Origin of the sequence: Rhizobium aouanii (assembly GCF_037002925.1) — a bacterium.
GTDB classification, from domain to species: domain Bacteria; phylum Pseudomonadota; class Alphaproteobacteria; order Rhizobiales; family Rhizobiaceae; genus Rhizobium; species Rhizobium aouanii.
On sequence record NZ_JBAMYD010000001.1, the window covers coordinates 689,850 to 709,429 of the forward strand.

General features: G+C 61.2%; 15 protein-coding genes. 13 read left to right on the forward strand and 2 right to left on the reverse strand.

The window, feature by feature from the left end; translation table 11 throughout:
- Positions 1-128 precede the first annotated feature (128 nt).
- A complete protein-coding gene (locus V8P77_RS03345; RefSeq protein WP_335910680.1) occupies positions 129-476 on the forward strand; it encodes a hypothetical protein in 348 nt (115 codons plus the stop codon).
- A gap of 138 nt (positions 477-614) precedes the next feature.
- On the opposite strand, the gene V8P77_RS03350 is transcribed toward V8P77_RS03345, so the two are convergent.
- A complete protein-coding gene (locus V8P77_RS03350) occupies positions 615-3,095 on the reverse strand; it encodes an ATP-dependent helicase (protein WP_335910681.1) in 2,481 nt (826 codons plus the stop codon).
- Positions 3,096-3,341: 246 nt separating this feature from the next.
- On the opposite strand from V8P77_RS03350, the gene V8P77_RS03355 reads away from it, so the two are divergent.
- From V8P77_RS03355 to V8P77_RS03405, 11 genes are all read left to right on the forward strand, one after another.
- Positions 3,342-3,818 (forward strand): VOC family protein, encoded by a 477-nt coding sequence (locus V8P77_RS03355; protein ID WP_335910682.1) that lies wholly within the window; start codon positions 3,342-3,344, stop codon positions 3,816-3,818.
- A gap of 445 nt (positions 3,819-4,263) precedes the next feature.
- Positions 4,264-6,207: a PrkA family serine protein kinase gene (locus tag V8P77_RS03360; protein ID WP_335910683.1), complete on the forward strand. Its 1,944-nt coding sequence runs from the start codon at positions 4,264-4,266 to the stop codon at positions 6,205-6,207.
- A gap of 12 nt (positions 6,208-6,219) precedes the next feature.
- Positions 6,220-7,494: a YeaH/YhbH family protein gene (locus V8P77_RS03365; protein ID WP_335910684.1), complete on the forward strand. Its 1,275-nt coding sequence runs from the start codon at positions 6,220-6,222 to the stop codon at positions 7,492-7,494.
- Positions 7,491-9,041, forward strand: coding sequence for a SpoVR family protein (locus tag V8P77_RS03370; protein WP_335910685.1), 1,551 nt, complete (start codon positions 7,491-7,493; stop codon positions 9,039-9,041). Before V8P77_RS03365 ends, V8P77_RS03370 begins: the two co-directional genes overlap by 4 nt.
- 123 nt (positions 9,042-9,164) lie before the next feature.
- Positions 9,165-9,419 carry an antitoxin gene (locus V8P77_RS03375; protein WP_335910686.1) on the forward strand — a complete coding sequence of 85 codons (255 nt, stop codon included), beginning with the start codon at positions 9,165-9,167 and terminating at the stop codon, positions 9,417-9,419.
- 5 nt (positions 9,420-9,424) lie between these two features.
- Positions 9,425-9,838, forward strand: coding sequence for a type II toxin-antitoxin system VapC family toxin (locus tag V8P77_RS03380; protein ID WP_335910687.1), 414 nt, complete (start codon positions 9,425-9,427; stop codon positions 9,836-9,838).
- Positions 9,839-10,016: 178 nt separating this feature from the next.
- The gene (locus V8P77_RS03385) at positions 10,017-10,937 is read left to right on the forward strand and encodes an adenylate/guanylate cyclase domain-containing protein (protein ID WP_335910688.1); all 921 of its coding nucleotides are present in this window, start codon (positions 10,017-10,019) and stop codon (positions 10,935-10,937) included.
- A gap of 268 nt (positions 10,938-11,205) precedes the next feature.
- Positions 11,206-12,417, forward strand: coding sequence for an efflux RND transporter periplasmic adaptor subunit (locus tag V8P77_RS03390; protein WP_335910689.1), 1,212 nt, complete (start codon positions 11,206-11,208; stop codon positions 12,415-12,417).
- Positions 12,414-15,569 (forward strand): efflux RND transporter permease subunit, encoded by a 3,156-nt coding sequence (locus tag V8P77_RS03395; protein WP_335910690.1) that lies wholly within the window; start codon positions 12,414-12,416, stop codon positions 15,567-15,569. Before V8P77_RS03390 ends, V8P77_RS03395 begins: the two co-directional genes overlap by 4 nt.
- A gap of 273 nt (positions 15,570-15,842) precedes the next feature.
- On the forward strand, positions 15,843-16,841 hold the full coding sequence (locus tag V8P77_RS03400; protein WP_335910691.1) for a flagellin N-terminal helical domain-containing protein: 999 nt from the start codon (positions 15,843-15,845) through the stop codon (positions 16,839-16,841).
- Positions 16,842-17,182: 341 nt separating this feature from the next.
- On the forward strand, positions 17,183-17,848 hold the full coding sequence (locus V8P77_RS03405) for a YiaD family glycine zipper/OmpA-like lipoprotein (RefSeq protein ID WP_003541337.1): 666 nt from the start codon (positions 17,183-17,185) through the stop codon (positions 17,846-17,848).
- A 51-nt stretch (positions 17,849-17,899) separates the two neighbouring features.
- On the opposite strand, the gene V8P77_RS03410 is transcribed toward V8P77_RS03405, so the two are convergent.
- Positions 17,900-18,307 (reverse strand): DUF2000 family protein, encoded by a 408-nt coding sequence (locus V8P77_RS03410; protein ID WP_335910692.1) that lies wholly within the window; start codon positions 18,305-18,307, stop codon positions 17,900-17,902.
- Between the two features lie 45 nt (positions 18,308-18,352).
- Between V8P77_RS03410 and V8P77_RS03415 the strand changes: the two genes are divergently transcribed.
- Complete coding sequence (locus tag V8P77_RS03415) at positions 18,353-19,243, forward strand: AraC family transcriptional regulator (RefSeq protein WP_335910693.1); 891 nt, start codon at positions 18,353-18,355, stop codon at positions 19,241-19,243.
- Positions 19,244-19,580 lie beyond the last annotated feature (337 nt).

Genomic DNA, 19,580 nt, shown 5'->3' on the forward strand with positions numbered 1-19,580 from the left:
CGGAGTGCCGGGGTTTACGCGGCTGCGACATTTCGTCTGCTTTCTGCGAGAGGTGACATCAAGCCGACCTTGCTCCGGGTCATGAATTCTGCCTTTCTTACCCTCAGAAGCAAGGCGGGAGCGAAGCCATGTCAGAGCCGGATCCCAACGAAAAGATCGATGCGACGTTTCGCAACGGATCGCTGACAGCAGCCGGGATCATCCTTGGCTTCTCGCTCAATTTCATCAGTGTCTGGGTTTCCAACCCCAACGACTGGAGCCGCATCGATATTCTGCCGATGCTGTTCCTGACCGTGGGCATCGCCGTCCAGGTGAAGGTCTTTGCCGATCTGCTGGCACGGAACTCCCTGATTGCCGCCAACTATGATCGGTCGCGCCGGCTCTTTCTGATCGGGTTGGGAATCGTCGCCGCGGGCATGGGCATAGCGCTCGTCAACGATATTCTCGGACTTGGAAGGATGCGGATGCTCGGGTGAGCGTTCTCGCGCGGGGCCGACGGTTCAGTTGTTCATCGGAGCGCGGAACCGGAGCAGCCTTTTACGCAATTTCCGGCAAAACCGCTTCGCGCGTTGCCTAGGAAAACGATTCGCACTTTTCCTGGAATTGCTTCAAGGTCACACGCGCTCAACGAACCCGTCCAATACGCGCTTCTGTCCGGCCCGGTCGAACTCGATCGTCAGCTTGTTGCCTTCGATGCCGGTGATGTTGCCGTTGCCGAATTTGAGGTGGAACACGCGGTCGCCAAGCGTGAATCTCGACGGTTCCGACGAGGTCGATTTCGCCACCAGTTCGCCTTCGATCGTGCGCCCCTTCGGGCCGCTTTCGCCATAGCCGATGCGTTCGACGGCGTGGCCGGAGCGGGTGCCCCAATTGTCGCGCGTAGCGTCGGTCTTGTTGGCCTGGGCGCGTTTCCAGCCGGGAGTGGAATAGGAGTTGGCGAAGGGTTCGGCCTTGTCGAAGCGGGACTGGCCGTAGCCGCCGCGGCCGTAACCGCCGTAGCTCTGCTCCATTGCGGCGACCTCGACATGGGTTTCCGGCAGTTCGTCGAGGAAACGTGAAGGCAGGGTCGATTGCCAGAGCCCATGGATGCGGCGGTTGGAGACGAACCAGATGTGGCAGCGGTGCTTGGCGCGGGTGATGCCGACATAGGCGAGGCGGCGTTCCTCCTCCAGGCCGGCGCGGCCGCTCTCATCCAGCGAGCGCTGGTGCGGGAAGAGGCCTTCTTCCCAGCCGGGCAGAAAGACGGTGTCGAATTCCAAGCCCTTGGCCGAGTGCAGCGTCATGATCGAGACGGCATCGAGGTTCTCGTTGGTCTCGGCATCCATCACCAGGGAGACGTGTTCGAGGAAGCCGCGCATCGACTCGAAGCTTTCCATCGAGCGGATCAGTTCCTTGAGGTTTTCGAGGCGGCCGGGGGCTTCAGCGCTCTTGTCGTTCTTCCACATGTCGGTATAGCCGGACTCTTCGAGGATCTGCTCGGCAAGTTCGGTATGCGGCGTGTTTTCAAGCAGTTCCTGCCATCGGCGGAAAGATTGAATCACGTCGAAGAGCGCCTTTCGCGCCTTCGGCTTCAATTCGTCCGTCTCGATGATGTCGACTGCTGCCGCAAGCATCGGGATATCCCGGGCACGGGCATAGTCGTGCAGCGCCCGCACCGTCGTATCGCCGAGGCCGCGCTTCGGGGTGTTGACGATGCGCTCGAAAGCGAGGTCGTCGGAGGCTTGAGCAACGAGGCGGAAATAGGCCATGGCATCGCGGATTTCGAGGCGCTCATAGAAGCGCGGGCCGCCGATGACGCGATAGTTGAGGCCGAGGGTGACGAAGCGGTCTTCGAATTCGCGCATCTGGAAGGAGGCGCGCACGAGGATCGCCATGTCGTTCAAGAGATGCTTGCCGCGCTGGAGCTGCTCGATCTCCTCGCCGATGGCGCGGGCTTCCTCCTCCGAATCCCAGGAAGCGTGGACCTGCACCTTGACGTCATCAGGATCGGAGCGGTCGGTGAACAGCGTCTTGCCGAGGCGGCCCTCATTATGGGCGATCAGATGGGCGGCGGCCCCGAGGATATGTTCGGTCGAGCGGTAGTTGCGCTCGAGCTTGATCACCTTGGCGCCGGGGAAATCCTTTTCGAAGCGCAGGATATTGTCGACCTCCGCGCCGCGCCAGCCATAGATCGACTGATCGTCGTCGCCGACGCAGCAGACGTTCTGCGGCTCGCCCTTGGGGCGCTGGGCGAGAAGCCTGAGCCACATGTACTGGGCGGTGTTGGTATCCTGGTACTCGTCGACGAGGATATAGCGGAAGCGGCCGTGATATTCCTTCAAGAGATCCGGGTTCTTGCGGAAGATCGCGATCGGATGCATCAGCAGGTCGCCGAAATCGCAGGCGTTCAGCGTCGTCAAGCGCGCCTGATAGGCAAAATAGAGATCGCGGCCGCGGCCATTGGCAAAGGCGCGGGCGTCGCCCTCGGGGATATCGGCGGGGCCGAGGCCTTTGTTCTTCCAGGTGTCGATCATGCCGGCGAACTGCTTGGCCGGCCAGCGCTTGTCGTCGAGGCCTTCGGCCTGGATGATCTGCTTGATCAGGCGGACGACGTCGTCGGTATCGAGAATGGTGAAATCGGAGCGCAGGCCGACAAGCTCGCCGTGGCGACGCAGAAGCTTGACGCCGATCGAATGGAAGGTGCCGAGCCAGGGCATGCCTTCGACGGCGCCGCCGACCAGCAACGCGATACGCTCCTTCATCTCGCGGGCCGCCTTGTTGGTGAAGGTGACGGCGAGGATCTGCGAGGGGAAGGCGCGGCCGGTATTGAGGATATGGGCGATGCGGGTCGTCAGCACGCGGGTCTTGCCGGTGCCGGCGCCGGCGAGCACGAGGACCGGGCCTTCCAACGTTTCGACGGCTTCGGTCTGCTCGGGGTTCAGCCCGGCGAGATAATCCGGTCGCTTGCCGCCGTCGCGAGCCGCCATGGCGCGGGCGGCGATACCGCCACCGGCGGCGGGCGCCCTTTCGGCGGGTGCGGCAGGCGGCTGCGGCTTGCGCGCCATCTCGCCCGGTTCTTCGTCGAAGAAGGGCATATCGTCGAAACTATTGCTCATGGCGCGTAATGTAGTGATTCGGGAAGGAAAGACCAGAAAAGATGTTCTGCTTTCATTCCCGAGCCGGCGCTATCCCAGGCGGTATGTTGCGGGCGGCAATGCCGCCGCCGAGCCCGGCTGCGGTCGGCGTGCGGGCGGGCAGGGCTAAAATTCCGATCGCGGTGTGTCGGAACTGGTGCAGGTGGGGCGTCCTTGGATCATCGGACACCAGTCCGGATCAACACCCGTCAACAAGGAGGCCGTTTCATGCCGAAGGTCGTTTCAAATCTCTGGTTCGCCGAGGAAGCGCGCGAAGCTGTCGAATTTTATGTGTCTGTTATCCCGGACTCCAGGATCGGCCGCACCACCATATTGCCGGCGGAAACGCCGAGCGGGCCTCCCGGCAGCGTCGAGCTGATCGAGTTCACGCTCGCCGACCAGGCCTTCCTGGCCATGAAGGCCGGCCCGCTCGATAGTTTCAACCATTCCTTCTCGATCGCGATTCTCGTGGAAAGCCAGGCCGAGATCGATCGCGTCTGGAATGCCTTTCTCGCGAACGGCGGCACGCCGGAAGCCTGCGGCTGGCTGAAGGACCGCTGGGGCCTTTCCTGGCAGATCGTCCCGCGCGTGCTTTCCGAGATGATCGCCGACAGCGATCGTGAGCGGGCCAGGCGTGTAACCGAAGCGATGCTCGGCATGGTCAAGATCGACGTCGCTGCGCTCGAGGATGCGTTCAACGGCTGAAGGCCTGCGGAGACATGATCGCAATATCCGGCGCATGATCGTCACGCGCCCATTCTCTAAGAATATTCCGTTTCCAAGAATATCCCGAATTTTCCAGCGTCGTATCGCCCGTCGCACATCGATATTCACCGATCGAACGGGCTCGCCGCCTGCCGATCGCTGATTTTCGGGATCTCGAATCACGGGCGGTATTGCACACCTTTTTCATCTTTCTGTCACGTCGTGAAATGTGCTGATACCGCGATGGCGTCTTTCTGAACTATACTGACCAACAGTTTCGTACAGTAATTAAAGAACCGGTGGATGCACAATTTCGTGCATTGCTAGAAACGGCCGGTGAGCGTGGAATAACTGACGAAACTATTGATTCTCAGGAACGTCATGGCCATCTCGATGGTTATAGGGACACCTGAAGCCTGTGGCATTAACCTTGAATGGAGGGCCCATGCTGAGCGAATCCGTATTTGATGCGTTCACCCGCAGCTATGATGCGCGTCGCGAGACCGATATGTCGATCGCGGAGTATCTCGATCTTTGCAAAAAGGAACCGCTTGCCTATGCCAATGCGACCGAGCGGCTGCTCGCCGCGATAGGCGAGCCGCAGATGGTCGACACCGCCAGGGACACCCGCCTCGGCCGGATCTTCATGAACCGGACTATCCGGATCTATCCGGCCTTTGCCGGTTTCCACGGCATGGAAGAGACAATCGAACGCATCGTTTCCTTCTTCCGGCACGCGGCGCAGGGGCTCGAGGAGCGCAAGCAGATCCTCTATCTGCTCGGCCCGGTCGGCGGCGGCAAGTCATCGCTGGCGGAGCGGCTGAAGCTGCTGATGGAGCTTCATCCGATCTACGTGCTGAAGGCCGGTGACGAGATCAGCCCGGTTTTCGAAAGTCCGCTCAACCTCTTCGACCCGGACACGATGGGATCGCTCCTGCAGGAGCAATACGGCATTCCGCTGCGGCGCCTGAGCGGACTGATGAGCCCGTGGTGCCTGAAGCGGCTCGACGACTTCGGAGGCGATATTTCCCGCTTCCGTGTCGTCAGGGTACAGCCTTCGCGGTTGCGCCAGATTGCCATCGCCAAGACCGAGCCTGGAGATGAGAACAATCAGGATATCTCGTCGCTGGTCGGCAAGGTCGATATCCGAAAGCTGGAGACCTATTCCCAGAACGATCCCGATGCCTACAGCTATTCGGGCGGCCTCAACCGCGCCAATCAGGGCATCCTCGAATTCGTCGAGATGTTCAAGGCGCCGATCAAGATGCTGCATCCGCTGCTGACGGCGACGCAGGAGGGGAACTATATCGGCTCCGAGAATATCGGCGCCATACCCTTCTCCGGCATCGTCCTTGCGCATTCGAACGAGGCGGAGTGGCAGACCTTCAAGGCCAACAAGAACAACGAAGCGTTCATCGACCGCATCTGCGTGATCAAGGTGCCTTATTGCCTTCGTGTCACGGAAGAGCAGAAGATCTATGAGAAGCTGATCGAGGGGTCGGAACTCGCCGATGCGCCATGCGCCCCGGCAACGCTCGAAATGCTGGCCCGCTTCTCCGTGCTTTCACGCCTGCGCAAGCATGAGAATTCGACCTTTTTCTCGAAGATGCGCACCTATGACGGCGAAAGCCTGAAAGAGACGGATCCGCGTGCCCGCAGTGTCCAGGAATATCGGGATGCCGCCGGCATCGACGAGGGCATGGACGGAATATCGACCCGCTTCGCCTTCAAGGTGCTCGCCTCCACTTTCAATCACGACACCACGGATATCGGCGCTGACCCGGTTCACCTGATGTATGTGCTGGAGCAGTCGATCCGCCGCGAACAGTTTTCCGACGACGTCGAGAAGCGATATCTGGAGTTCATCAAGGCCGATCTTGCGCCGCGTTACGCAGAGTTTATTGGCAATGAAATCCAGAAGGCCTATCTTGAGTCCTATGCGGACTACGGACAGAACCTGTTCGACCGCTACGTCGATTATGCCGATGCCTGGATCGAAGATGTGGACTTCAAGGATCCCGATACCGGCCAGCTTCTCGACCGCGAGCTCCTCAACCAGGAACTGACGAAAATCGAAAAGCCGGCGGGAATCGCCAATCCGAAGGATTTCCGCAACGAAATCGTCAAGTTCTGCTTGAGATCGCGGGCAGCCAACGGCGGAAAGAATCCGTCATGGACGAGCTACGAGAAAATCCGGGAAGTCATCGAAAAGCGAATGTTCTCGCAGGTCGAAGATCTTTTGCCGGTCATTTCCTTCGGATCGAAGAAGGATTCCGAAACGGAAAAGAAGCACAGCGAATTCGTCTCGCGCATGGCCGCGCGGGGTTACACGGAGAGGCAGGTTCGGCGCCTCGTCGAATGGTACATGCGCGTCAAACAGGCAAGTTAATGTGGAGCCAATATGCACATTGTCGACCGTCGGCTAAATCCGCGCGGTAAAAGTCTGGAAAATCGGCAGCGGTTCCTTCGACGCATGAAGGGCGCCGTGCAGCAGGCGGTAAAACGTTCTCTGCAAAACCGCAACATTCGCGATGTGCTCGACGGCGGGGAAATCAGCCTGCCGATCGATGGAATGGCCGAGCCGAACTTGAGAAGGGGCGACGGCGGCATCCGCGACCATATCCTGCCTGGAAACAGGGCCTTCGTCGAAGGCGACATTCTTCCGCGCCCGCCGGGGAGCAGGGGCGGAAAACCCAAGGATGCGGGTGAGGGCGACGGCGAGGACGGCTTCCGCTTCGTGCTGACGCGCGAGGAATTCCTCGATGTGTTCCTGGACGATCTGGAACTGCCCGACCTTGCCAAGCGACGCCTGGCCGAAACCGAGGAGGAAACTCCGTTCCGTGCCGGTTATTCCGTGTCGGGATCGCCGTCCAACATCGCCGTCGGTCGCACGACCAGGCTGGCGATGATGCGCCGTGTCGCGCTTCACCGTCCGCGCCGCGAAGAAATCGAAGCCCTGCAGCGGCAGATCGAGGAATGCGAGGACGACGAGAGCCGGCTGGCGCTTGAGGCAAAACTCAAATCCCTGACGGAAAAAAGCCGGCGCATTCCCTATATCGATCCGCTCGACGTCAGGTATCGCCGCTTCGAAAACGAGCCGAAGCCTGTGGCGAAGGCGGTGATGTTCTGCTTGATGGACGTCTCCGGCTCCATGTCGGAACACATGAAGGATCTGGCGAAGCGGTTCTATCTGCTGCTCTACCTTTTCCTGTCGAAGCGCTACAAGAAAGTGGAGATCGTCTTCATCCGTCACACAGACAAGGCGGAGGAGGTCGACGAGGAAACCTTCTTCTATGGTCCGGCAACGGGCGGCACGCTGGTTTCCAGTGCGCTGGCGGCAATGCGGGCGATCATCGCGGCGCGTTTCGATCCGGCGGAATGGAATATCTATGGCGCCCAGGCCTCGGACGGCGACAACGCCCATTCGGACGGGAATCTGAGCGGACAGCTGCTGCGCGAGATTTTGCCGCTGTGCCAGTATTTCGCCTATATCGAGGTCGGCGAAGAAGGCGGTGACTCCTCGGTATCCCGCTCACCACTTTGGATGCTCTATGACGGGATCCGTTCCGAACTGCAGCCGCTTTCGATGCGCAAGGTCTGCCGGCGAAACGAGATATTCCCTGTTTTTCACGATCTCTTCCAGAAACGTGACGCACAGTCGAGGGTGACGCCATGACCATGACGTTGAGGCCACGAGAGCGGCTATTATTCGAGGGGGCCGACTGGGACTTTTCAACGCTCCAGCGCATTCACGACGCCTGCGAGGAGATTGCGCTCGGCGAACTCGGCCTCGACGTCTATCCGAACCAGATCGAAGTCATCACCTCGGAGCAGATGCTCGATGCCTATTCCTCGACCGGCATGCCGCTTTTCTACCGCCATTGGTCCTTCGGCAAGCACTTCGCGCATCACGAAACCTTCTACCGCCGCGGGATGCGCGACCTCGCCTATGAGATCGTCATCAATAGCTCGCCCTGCATCTCCTACCTGATGGAGGAGAACACGGCGACGATGCAGACGCTCGTCACCGCGCATGCGGCTTTCGGTCATAACCACTTCTTCAAGAACAACTATCTCTTCAAGCTCTGGACCGATGCGGAAGGCATCCTCGACTATCTCGATTTCGCCAAAGGCTATATCGCTCGCTGCGAGGAACGTTACGGAGAGGTTGCCGTCGAGCGCACGCTCGATGCTGCCCATGCGCTGATGTCGCACGGGGTGCATCGGCACGCGGGTAAGAACACGCTCGACCTTCGCCAGGAGGAGAAGCGGCAGCAGGAACGCCGAGTCCACGAAGAGCAGATGTTCAACGACCTGTGGCGCACGGTTCCCGTCGGCAAGGCCAAGAAGACGGGCGACATCGGCCTGGAAAAGCGCCGCGCTGCTCTTGGTCTTCCACAAGACAACCTGCTTTATTTTCTCGAGAAATCCGCGCCGCGGCTGCAGCCGTGGCAGCGTGAAATCCTTCGTATCGTCCGCCATGTCGCACAATATTTTCATCCCCAGCGACAGACCAAGGTGATGAACGAAGGAACCGCCACCTTCGTCCATTACCAGATCATGAACCGGCTTCACGAGCGTGGGCAGATCAGCGACGGAAACTTCCTCGAATTCCTGAAGTCGCACGCCAATGTCGTGTTCCAGCCGAGCTACGACGACCGGCGGTTCTCGGGCTTCAACCCCTACGCGCTGGGTTTTGCGATGATGCAGGATATCGAGCGGATCGTCACGAAGCCGACGGAAGAGGATCGCGCATGGTTTCCTGATATCGCGGGACGCGGCGATGCGATGGCCGTCCTGCGCGACATCTGGGCCAATTACCGGGACGAGAGCTTCATCAGCCAGTTCCTCAGCCCGAACCTGATCCGGCAATTGCGGCTGTTCCATCTCTACGACGATCCGGAGCAGACCGAGGGGGTACTGGTTTCGGCGATCCACAACGAGCGTGGATATTTGCGCATCCGCCGCCAGCTCTCCCGCGAATACGATATCGGCTGGACCGATCCGGCGATCGATATCGTTGACGTCGACCTCGCCGGCGACCGCCGCCTGCTGCTGCAGCACATCGTCATGAATGGCTGCTATCTCCAGGAAGCCGACATGAAACTCGTCCTGCAGCATCTTGCCGATCTCTGGGGCTACGATGTCCTGCTTCAGGAAATCGATGATTCCAACACCGTGGCGAGAGAACACACGGCGAGCCCGCGTAAGATCGTTCAGTGATCGGTCGTTTTCTTGAGGCGCCGGACTTAGGGGCTCGAGAGTTGGTAGTTAGGGCGGATGAAGCTCTTGCTCACTGCTGGCTCGCGGTATATATCATGATAGCTATCGCAATGCGGAGGCATCATGGCAACGAGAACAGCCAAGATTTTTACGACCGGCCGCAGCCAAGCGGTCAGGCTCCCTGCGGAGTTCCGCTTCGAGGGGAGCGAGGTGTTCGTCCGTCGTGATCCGAAGACCGGCGATGTCATTCTGTCGCGCAAGCCGGATTCATGGGATGGTCTCTTCGAACTTTATGGCAAGGATCAGGTTCCGGACGATTTCCTGGGGCCAGACGACCGCCGTCAGCCTTCGCATGATCGTGATCCATCCGAAGGCTAGAAGGAATGACAGCCTGGATGCTCGATACCATTATGGTGAGCCATGTGATCAAGGGTGATCGGCCGGAGATCATCGAAAGGTTGGCCGCGCTTCCGATGGAAGACATCGTCATCTCATCGATCAGCGAAGGGGAGCTGTTCTACGGTCTTGCCAAGCGAGGCCATCCGAAGGCGCTGTCGGAACGGATCCGCCAATTCCTGCTTCGGGTCGACGTTCTCCCTTGGGATCACGATGTCACGCGAACTTATGGCGACCTGCGCGCTGCCTGTGAAGCCAAAGGGGTGACTCTGGCGCCCCTTGATATAATGATTGCCGCTCATGCCGTTGCAACTGCCGCAACCCTCGTCACGCGCGACAAGGCTTTTGCTCGCGTTTCGGAGCCTCTGAAGGTCGATGACTGGGCGAATGAAGGAGGCTGAATCGTTCACGCCGCCTCTCATGCCCGGAAAACGCGGGTCGACGATCAGCAATTATCGGTGGTAACGAACACAAAGGCTTAGTAACTTACCGCCGCTGCAATAGCCCATGATCTCCAATCGACCAGTTTCAGCCTTTGCAGCGACCTTTCCCGGGGGGATAGCGCGGAGACGAAAGACCATGAGTGAAACGCGGCGCAAGCTGACGACGATCTTCTGTGCTGACGTGCAGGACTATACGCGGCTGATGGGGGCCGACGAGGAGGGGACGCTTGCAAGCCTGAAGCGCTGCCGGGAGGCGATGGGGCGCCTGATCGAAAGCCATGGTGGCCGCGTCATCAATACCTGGGGCGACGGGCTGATCGCCGATTTCCCGAGTGTGGTCGAGGCGGTGCGTGCGGCCGTCGACACCCAGAACGAACTCGCGGGTTTCAACGCCCGCCGCCCGGCCGACGGTCGCATGCTCTTCCGCATAGGCATCAATCTCGGCGACGTGATCGTCGAGGGCGACGACATCTATGGCGACGGCGTCAATATTGCGGCGCGGCTGCAGACGTCGGCTGCGGCAGGCGGCATCGTGATATCGAGCACCGTCTATGACCAAGTTCGCAACAAGGTCGCGGTCGGTTTCGAGTTTCTAGGACCGCTGATGGTGAAAAATGTCGATGAAGGCGTGCCGAGCTACGCGGTGAAGATCGGCGATACCAGGGACGAGACGCCATCTGCAGAACGATCCGGCCCCGCGCGGCCGCAGCCGGCGCCGGTTATGGCGGCCGCTAAGGCCGAGACAACCCCAGCGCCGGGCGGACACAGGTTGTATGGCGTGCTCGGCATCATCGCCGCCGTCCTGATCGGCATCAATCTCCTGTCGTGGCAGGGCGTCTTCTGGGCGCGCTTTCCGGTGCTTGCGCTGGCTGTCGTCGCGGCGCTCGCCTGGAACCGCGACCAGAACCGGTTCAATCGCAAGATCACCTTGCTGGCGATCCTGGCGCTCGGCCTTGCCGGCATCAACATCTTCACCTGGACGGGGCAGTTCTGGGCTGTTTGGCCGATACTGGGCATTGCGGCCGTGATGGGCCTGCGGTGGTCGATGCGCCGATAGGCATCCAACCCGCATCCTCAGGGATTTTGTACGGTATCTTGCCCGACAATCGGCGGGATCAAAGACACGGGCGAGTGTTCATTCAAGCAAAAGTGAGCGGCCGGGTTATTTCCATTCTTTGCTGATATTACAAATCGGTAATGCCGGCTGCTTATGCTTGCCGGTAAGCTGTAAACGCGCGATATTGTCGCATCAGACGGGAATCTCGATCCCACAGCGCCTCTTTCGACCGACCCTGGTCCAACCTCGAGTCCCTCCGGAGACGTGAATGGCCTTTTGGAAGCAGTTTATACTTTCGCTCATCGTCATTATTGCCGGCTTTGCCGCGTGGGTTTTCTTTGTGCCCGGCGCCGGCGATACGATGCGCGATGCGGGCATTCCAGACAGCATCGTTTCCAAGATCGCGCCGAAGGCCGAGGACAGCGCGGGTGTCGACTCTCCGGCCGGGGCGCAAGGGCGGCAGCGCGGCGAGGGACAAGGACAGGGGCAGAACCGCCGCAATGGCGGCGGGCGCAACAGCGCCACTCTCGTCGCGACGCAGGCCGTCGTCCAGGGTATCGTCAACGACCGCCTGAACGCGATCGGCACCGGTGACGCGATCCGTTCGGTGGCGGTCACGCCGCAGGCATCGGGGACGATTCGCGAAATCCTCATCAAGTCCGGCGACAGGGTGAAGGCCGGCCAAGTGCTCGCCAGGCTCGACAGCGAGGAGCAGGTGATCGCTCGCGGCCAGGCTGATGTGGCGGTAAAGGCCGCCGTCGAGAAGTCCAATCTCTACCACAACATCAAATCCAGTGTGTCGCGCATGGATGTATTCGATTCGGAGATCGCTGAGCAGGGCGCGCGGCTGCAGCTGCAGGCCGCCGAACTCAATCTCGCACGGCGCAACATCACCGCGCCGATCGACGGCATCGTCGGCATCGTGCCGGTCAATATCGGCGACAACGTCACGACGAGCATCCCGATCGTCACGCTCGACGACCGTTCGGAAATCCTCGTCGATTACTGGGTGCCGGAGCGCTTCGCCAATACGGTGTCGGTCGGCCAGCCGGTCGAGGCGATGTCGGTCGCAAGGCCGGGGCAGGTATTTTCAGGCGTGGTCGAAGCCGTCGACAACCGTATCGATGCGGCAAGCCGCACGCTTCGCCTGCGCGCCAGGATCGACAATAGTTCGGACGAGCTGCGGGCCGGCATGTCCTTCAGCGTCAGCATGAAATTTCCCGGCGATAAATATCCGGCCGTCGAACCGGTCGCCGTGCAGTGGGATTCGCAGGGCTCCTTCGTCTGGCAGGTGACCGACGACAAGTCGCACAAGGTGCGGGTCAGCATTGTGCAGCGCAATCCAGATTTCGTGCTGGTCAAAGCCGACCTCAAAGACGGCGACGTGATCGTGACGCAGGGCCTCCAGCGCGTGCGTGAGGGCGGGGCGGTGCGTGTGAGCGCCGATGTCGCCGCGACTGCGGAGGTCGCCACCCAATGAACGTGACCGAGATTCATCAGGACAGAGCGTCGGGCAAGCAGAGCTTCACCGCACTTTTCGTTCGCCGGCCGATCCTGGCGCTGGTGTTCAACACCCTGATGGTCGTCGCCGGCCTTGCGGCTTACCTCGGCGTCGAGGTGCGCGAACTTCCGGATGTCGACCGTCCCGTCGTCACCGTGCGCACCACCTTCGACGGCGCATCGCCGCAGACGGTCGACCAGGAACTGACCAATGTGATCGAAGGGGCGGTCGCGCGCGTCAGCGGCCTGAAATCGATTTCGTCGACCTCGTCCTTCGGTCAGAGCCGGGTGACGCTGGAATTCTCGGATGCGATCGATCTCTCGGTCGCCGCCAACGACGTGCGCGACGCGATCGGCCGCATTACCCAGAACCTGCCCGACGAAGCGGATGCGCCGCAGATCGTCAAGGCGGATTCAGATTCCTCGGCGATCATGCGCCTTGCCGTCACCTCCACCAATCTCAACATGGACGACCTGACCCTGCTGGTCGAAAACGAGGTGATCGATCGCCTCGCCTCCGTCGACGGGGTTGCCGACGTCGAGGAATATGGCGACCAGGAGAAGGTCTTCCGCGTCGATGTCGACCAGGGGGCTCTTGCCAGCCGCGGGCTGACCATCGGTGACCTGACGAAGGCACTCGACAATGCCGCACTCGACGTGCCGGCCGGCTCGCTGAAGAGCAATACGCAGGACATCGTGGTGCGAGCCACCGCCAACCTGCAGACGCCGGCGGATTTTTCTAACGTCATCCTGCAGGACCGCGTCAGGCTCGGCGACGTCGCGACGGTGATGCTTGGGCCACGCGACGGTGAAACGGCGCTTCGCTCCAACGGCAAACCGGGCATCGGCCTCGGCATCATCCGCCAGGCGCAATCGAATACGCTGAACATCTCGACCGGTATCAAGGCCGCCGTCGACCAACTGTCGAAGACGCTGCCCGAGGGCACGACGATCGCCATCACCAGCGACGACGCAGTCTTCATCCAGGGTGCGATCCACGAAGTGGTGCTGGCGCTGGTGCTTGCCGCCGTCATCGTCACCGCCGTCATCTACCTCTTCCTGCGCGACTGGCGGGCGACGCTGATCCCGGCGGTCAGCATGCCGGTGGCGCTGATCGGCACGCTGGCGGCGATCTACATGGTCGGCTTCTCGATCAACATCCTGACGCTGCTCGCAATCGTGCTGGCGACCGGCCTCGTCGTTGACGATGCGATCGTCGTGCTCGAAAATATCGTACGCCGGCGCTCCGAAGGTATGGGGCCGCGCGCTGCTGCCGTGCTCGGAACGCGCGAGGTGTTCTTCGCCGTCATCGCCACGACGGCGACGCTGGCCGCGGTGTTCATTCCGCTCTCCTTCCTGCCGGGACAGGTCGGTGGCCTCTTCCGCGAATTCGGCTTCGTGCTCGCCTTCTCGGTCGGTCTGTCGTCGATCGTGGCGCTGACGCTGTGTCCGATGCTCGCCTCTCGCATGCTGACCAAACCGATGATCGAGGATCACGGCGCGTTCGGCCGCTTCGGCGCAGCGCTTGCCGATCTCTACAAATGGGCGCTGCACGGCTGTCTCAACGCGCCCTTCGTCGTCATCCTGTTCTCGGTGATCTTTGCCGGTGCGGCACTCGTCGCTTTCTCGACGGTGAAGAGCGAGCTGACGCCGGAAGAGGACCGGTCGATGGTGATGATGCGGCTGACGACGCCCCAGGGATCGAGCCTCGAATATACCCGCGACAAGATGCAGCTGGTCGAGGAATATCTGCAGCCGCTCGTCGACAGCGGCGACATCCGCAATATCTTCTCGATCTCCGGCCAGGGCGGTTCGCTGAACAGCGGCTTCATGGTGCTGACGCTCGCTCCCTGGGGAGAGCGTGACAGGACGCAGACGGAGATCGTCGGCGATATCAACCAGGCAGCCTCCAGGGTGCCGGCCCTGCGCGGCAATGCTATCTCATCGAACAGCCTTCGCATCCGCGGCGCCGGCAGTGGTCTGCAGATGGCGCTGATCGGCAATGATCACGAGGCGCTGACGGCGGCGGCGGCCAAGCTGGTTCAGTCGCTCGAGGCCACCGGCCAGTATGATACGCCGCGCCTGACCAACGAGCCCAGCCAGGCGCAGGTGTCGGTGGCGATCGATCGCGAGCGCGCCTCGGATCTCGGTATCGATATCACGGGGCTTTCGACGGCGATCCAGTCGCTGCTCGAAGGGCGCTCGGTGGTTGACGTCTTCGTCGACGGCGAATCCTATCCCGTGCTTCTGACCTCGACGACGCGGCCGATCGACGATCCGACCGACCTCGAGAACGTGTTCCTGAAAACCGGCGACGGCAAGATCGTGCCGATGTCGGTCATCGCCACGATGAAGGAAGGGTCGGTCGCGCCGCAGCTCAACCGCGAGCAGCAGCTCGCCTCCGTGGCGATCACCGCCGGCCTCAGGAACGGCATGTCGCTCGGCGATGCCGTCAGCCAAGTGACGGCGCTTGCCGAGCCGCTGCTGCCGGCAGGCTCGCGCCTGCTGCCGCTCGCCGAGGCGGCGACGCTCGAAGAGAATTCGAGCGGCATGGCGCTGACCTTCGGCTTCGCCATCGTCATCATCTTCCTGGTGCTGGCCGCGCAGTTCGAAAGCGTGCTGTCCTCGCTGATCATCATGTCGACGGTGCCGCTTGGTCTTGCCTGCGCCGTCTTCGCACTTGTTATCACCGGCTCCAGCCTCAACATCTACAGCCAGATCGGCCTGGTGCTGCTCGTCGGCGTCATGGCGAAGAACGGTATCCTGATCGTCGAATTCGCCAATCAGCTGCGCGACCGGGGCGAGGATGTGCGTCCCTCGATCGAGAAGGCCTGCGCGCTGCGCCTTCGCCCCGTGATGATGACGATGATCGCCACCATCCTCGGCGGCGTGCCGCTGGTCTTTGCCCATGGCGCCGGTGCCGAAGCACGCGTTGCGCTCGGCTGGGTGATCGTCGGCGGCCTCGGTTTCGCGACGCTGGTGACGCTGTTCATCACGCCGGTTGCCTATCTGCTGCTTGCCCGCTTCGCCAAACCGCACGCCCACGAGGAAGCGCGCCTGCACGAAGAGATGTCGGTCGCCACACGGCCGCGCGCCGCACCCGAGGACGAGCAGCTGCAGGCCGCCGAATAAGGTTTTATCCGACTGTGAAACGCCGCCGGCCAACCTCGTCCGGCTGCGTTTCTTATGGTGTATGAAACCTTGCAAAATTAGCTAAATTACTTCTGAAGTTTAGTCGTTTGTTAAGCATAAACGGCAATGATTGTGACCAGTAACCGACTGGTCTTCTTCGTTTCTTGAAGGCTGCGATGCGCTGAAGTTTCAGCGACCCCGGACATGAATGTCCGTGCGGCACGGTTCATTTTTAGTTCAGTTTGCGTCTGTTGTGTTTTGGAGTTTAGTCCCGTGAGTATTTATCAGCGCGTCTCCGTGGATGCGGCGCTTCATGTGCTGCGCGATATCAATCGGAATATGACGGTCACGCAAAACCACATCACGACGGGTATGCGTGTCGAAAAAGCCAGCGACAACGCCGTCTACTGGTCGATCGCCACCACCGCGCGGACCGACAATAAGGCCGTTTCGGCCATCCAGGATGCGCTCGGCATGGCCGCAGCGACGATGGGAACGGCCTATACCGGCGTTCAGAGCGTCATCGACGTCGTTTCCGAAATCAAGGCAAAGCTCGTTGCCGCGACCGAAGACGGCATCGACAAGAACAAGATCAACGAAGAGATTAAACAGCTGCAGGAGCAATTGCGCAGCGTTTCGGAATCGGCGACCTTCAACAGCGACAACTGGGTGGTCCTCGCCAACGATGCGACGCCGACGCAGCCGCGCCAGATCCCGGCCTCGTTCATCCGCAACGCCGACGGCACGATCTCGATCGGCATGCTGAGCTACCATATCGACAACACGCCCGTCGGAGCGACGACCTCCAAGGACGCGCGCTACCTGATCGATGACCGTGCCACCGGTTCCGGCGAATACGGGGTGCTGACATCGGCCTATTTCGCCACCGAACTCGGTGCTGCGCAAAACTACGTGCTGATGACGAGCAAGAACGGCACCACCACCGGGCAGGTGGTGATCTCGGTGACATCAAGCACGACGCAGGGCCAGATCGGCCAGATGATCAGCGTCGTCGATGCCGCGCTGACGCAGCTGACGACGGTCGGTTCGGCCTTTGGCGCGCTGGAAAAGCGCATCAACCTGCAGAACGACTTCGCCACGAAACTGCACGACAACATCACCGCCGGCATCGGCCGGCTTGTCGATGCCGACATGGAGGAGGAGTCGAGCAGGCTGCGGGCGTTGCAGACACAGCAGCAGCTCGGCCTGCAGTCGCTGAACATCGCCAACGCGACTTATGACACCATGCGGCAGCTCTTCCAGAACTTCTAAAGCATATCGCGCAAAAGTCTGCGGCGGTTCTGCGATGACGACATGCAGCGATATCAGCATGCAAGGCGGCACCCACCCGGCCAACCGCCCTCGTGGTTCGAGACGGCCCTTCGGACCTCCTCACCATGAGGGCTGATCGTTGTGCCTTGCCGGCGGAGGATGATCGCTGTGCATTGCCGCCGCGCAGGAGCGGTCAACCGCTAAAACTGGTGATATCAGCGCATTCCCGCAACATGGCTGTGTTTCGACGTCCGAATTTGCCCTATCAGGAGAACATCTTCATTTTCTTGCCGCAATCCTTGCCATTTGCTCGCATCAGTCGAACGGAGACCGTCCTGTCCATGATCAAAAAATTCATACTTCTCGCTATTGCCGCAAGCTATCTCAGTGCCTGCACGACGACCGATCCCTATACTGGTGAACAGAAGGTTTCCAATACGGCCGGCGGCGCGGCGCTTGGCGCGTTGGGCGGTGCTCTCGTCGGCGTGGCTGTCGGCGGCGGCGGCCACGGCAAGCGCAATGCGGCGTTGATCGGCGCGGGCGTCGGCGCTCTCGCCGGCGGCGCGATCGGCAATTATATGGACCAGCAGGAATCCGAGCTTCGCGCCCAGCTCGAAGGCACCGGCATTTCGGTGACCCGCAACGGCGACAACATCATCCTCAACATGCCCTCGAACATTACCTTCGACGTCGACCAGGACGCGGTGAAGCCGGGCTTCTATCCGACGCTGAATTCGGTGGCGATCGTGTTGCGCAAGTTCAACCGCACGCTGATCGACGTCAACGGCCATACGGATTCAACCGGCAGCCTGCAGCACAATCAGGACCTGTCGCAGCGCCGAGCACTTTCGGTTGCCGATTATCTCGGCGGCCAGGGCATCGACCAGCGCCGCGTCTCCGCCGTCGGTTTCGGCCCGTCGCAACCCGTCGCCTCCAATGCGAGCGAGGCCGGCCGCGCGCAGAACCGCCGCGTCGAGATCCAGATCGCGCCGATCACGCAGGGCTGATTCTGGCTCATATCGTTTGCGGAAAGGCCGGGTCACGCCCGGCCTTTTTCGTCAGCGCTGCATCGTCGCGCCCTTGGTGATCTTGTCGACGATCTTCTTTTCGGCGCGTAGCGCGATGCCGACCACCTTGGCGTCTTCGGGCGCAAATTCTGCGAAGACGGCGCGGTTGGCCGCGTCGTGGCCGGTCGCAAACATCTCCTCGATAAACAGCGAGCTGGTGATATCGCGCTCCAGCGCGCGGCGGTGAACGGCTGATATCGTCGCCTCGTCGGCGGAGAGCACGATGATCGGCTGGACCGATAGGGGATTGTAGAGATTGCCGGCGCGGTCCCTATAGGCTTCGCCGATGATCTCGGGATGCCGGCCGGCGATGCCTGTCATCAGGAAGGCGGTGACGTTCAGCTTCTGCCAGCCGGCAAGATTGTTTCGCAGGACGAGGGCAATTTTGGTATCAAACATCGGACGATCTTTCACCTATCTACGGGTTATGGAGTATCGGGCGCGTTGAACCAGGACTTACATCCGCAGGTCTTCGAAGGTCTTGAACGTTTGTGCGCGGGACGATCCGGCAACGCCATCCTCGCTGCGCCAGCCTTTCCCGGCATCGAGCGCATCGAGGCGCAGTTCTCAGGCAATGCTTTCGAGCCGCACCGGCACGACACCTATGCACTCGGCGTGACTCTGAAGGGGGTTCAGACCTTCCGCTATCGCGGCGAGCGGCGCTTCAGCCTGCCGGGGCAGGTGATCGTGCTGCATCCCGACGAAGAGCATGACGGCGGGGCGGGAACGGAGGATGGGTTGCAGTACCGCATGCTCTATCTGGAGCCATCACTGCTTCTTGAATGCCTGAAGGCGGATGGCGTCGGCCTGCCTTTCGTCGATGAACCCGTGATCGGTGATCCGGCGCTGGCGGGCGTGTTGCTGGCGGCTCTCGGCGAACTCGACCGCGAACTGGACGCGCTTTTCGTCGACGATTTCGTATCGCAGGTGGCGGGTGGGCTGACGCGGCATGCGCGCCTGCCGCCGCGGCCGCTGGGCCTCGTCGCCTGGCGGCAGGCGCGGGCAGCACGGGATTATCTCGAGGCGCATGCGACCCGGGCAGTGAATTCCGGCGAGCTTGAGGCGGTGACGGGGCTCGATCGTTTCGCGCTGTCGCGGCATTTCCGGGCGGCCTTCGCCACCAGTCCGCATCGCTACCTCCTGATGCGTCGGCTGCAGCGGGCCCGGGCGATGATCGGCGCGGGCGAGGGGATTTCCGATGTGGCGGCGGCGACCGGCTTTGCCGACCAGAGCCATCTCAACCGCCATTTCAAGAAGGCCTATGGCATGACGCCCGGCCAATGGGCAGCGCTCGCGCACAACCCCAAGCAGGACACTAGAGCCTTTCCGGGTTAGATTGAAGCATTCTGTTGGCTCAAACGGAGTCGGATGGTCGACCGGCCGGCGCGTGTCGTAGCCAAGCTCTACGGCCAAGCCGGCCGGTCGATCAGCCGGCCCGTTTCAGCTAAACCTTCCCGCAGATTTGCCTGGCAAATCTGCAAGACTTAGCGTCCCCGGACGCACCTATTGCTTCGCATGGCGAAGCAGTGCGGCCGGTGGGCCGGGCATCTTTCCGCCAGGATCAGAGGCGATCGGCTCGGACGTACCAAAAGGTATGCCCTTCGCCAATCGCCTCTGCCCTGACGAAACCTGCTCCGGCAGAATGCTTCAATCTAACCCGGAAAGGCTCTAG

Coding starts and splice junctions, on each gene's coding strand:
- V8P77_RS03345 (WP_335910680.1), top strand. CDS start 129: ATGTCAGAGCCGGATCCCAACGAAAAGATCGATGCGACGTTTCGCAAC.
- V8P77_RS03350 (WP_335910681.1), bottom strand. CDS start 3,095: ATGAGCAATAGTTTCGACGATATGCCCTTCTTCGACGAAGAACCGGGC.
- V8P77_RS03355 (WP_335910682.1), top strand. CDS start 3,342: ATGCCGAAGGTCGTTTCAAATCTCTGGTTCGCCGAGGAAGCGCGCGAA.
- V8P77_RS03360 (WP_335910683.1), top strand. CDS start 4,264: ATGCTGAGCGAATCCGTATTTGATGCGTTCACCCGCAGCTATGATGCG.
- V8P77_RS03365 (WP_335910684.1), top strand. CDS start 6,220: ATGCACATTGTCGACCGTCGGCTAAATCCGCGCGGTAAAAGTCTGGAA.
- V8P77_RS03370 (WP_335910685.1), top strand. CDS start 7,491: ATGACCATGACGTTGAGGCCACGAGAGCGGCTATTATTCGAGGGGGCC.
- V8P77_RS03375 (WP_335910686.1), top strand. CDS start 9,165: ATGGCAACGAGAACAGCCAAGATTTTTACGACCGGCCGCAGCCAAGCG.
- V8P77_RS03380 (WP_335910687.1), top strand. CDS start 9,425: ATGACAGCCTGGATGCTCGATACCATTATGGTGAGCCATGTGATCAAG.
- V8P77_RS03385 (WP_335910688.1), top strand. CDS start 10,017: ATGAGTGAAACGCGGCGCAAGCTGACGACGATCTTCTGTGCTGACGTG.
- V8P77_RS03390 (WP_335910689.1), top strand. CDS start 11,206: ATGGCCTTTTGGAAGCAGTTTATACTTTCGCTCATCGTCATTATTGCC.
- V8P77_RS03395 (WP_335910690.1), top strand. CDS start 12,414: ATGAACGTGACCGAGATTCATCAGGACAGAGCGTCGGGCAAGCAGAGC.
- V8P77_RS03405 (WP_003541337.1), top strand. CDS start 17,183: ATGATCAAAAAATTCATACTTCTCGCTATTGCCGCAAGCTATCTCAGT.
- V8P77_RS03410 (WP_335910692.1), bottom strand. CDS start 18,307: ATGTTTGATACCAAAATTGCCCTCGTCCTGCGAAACAATCTTGCCGGC.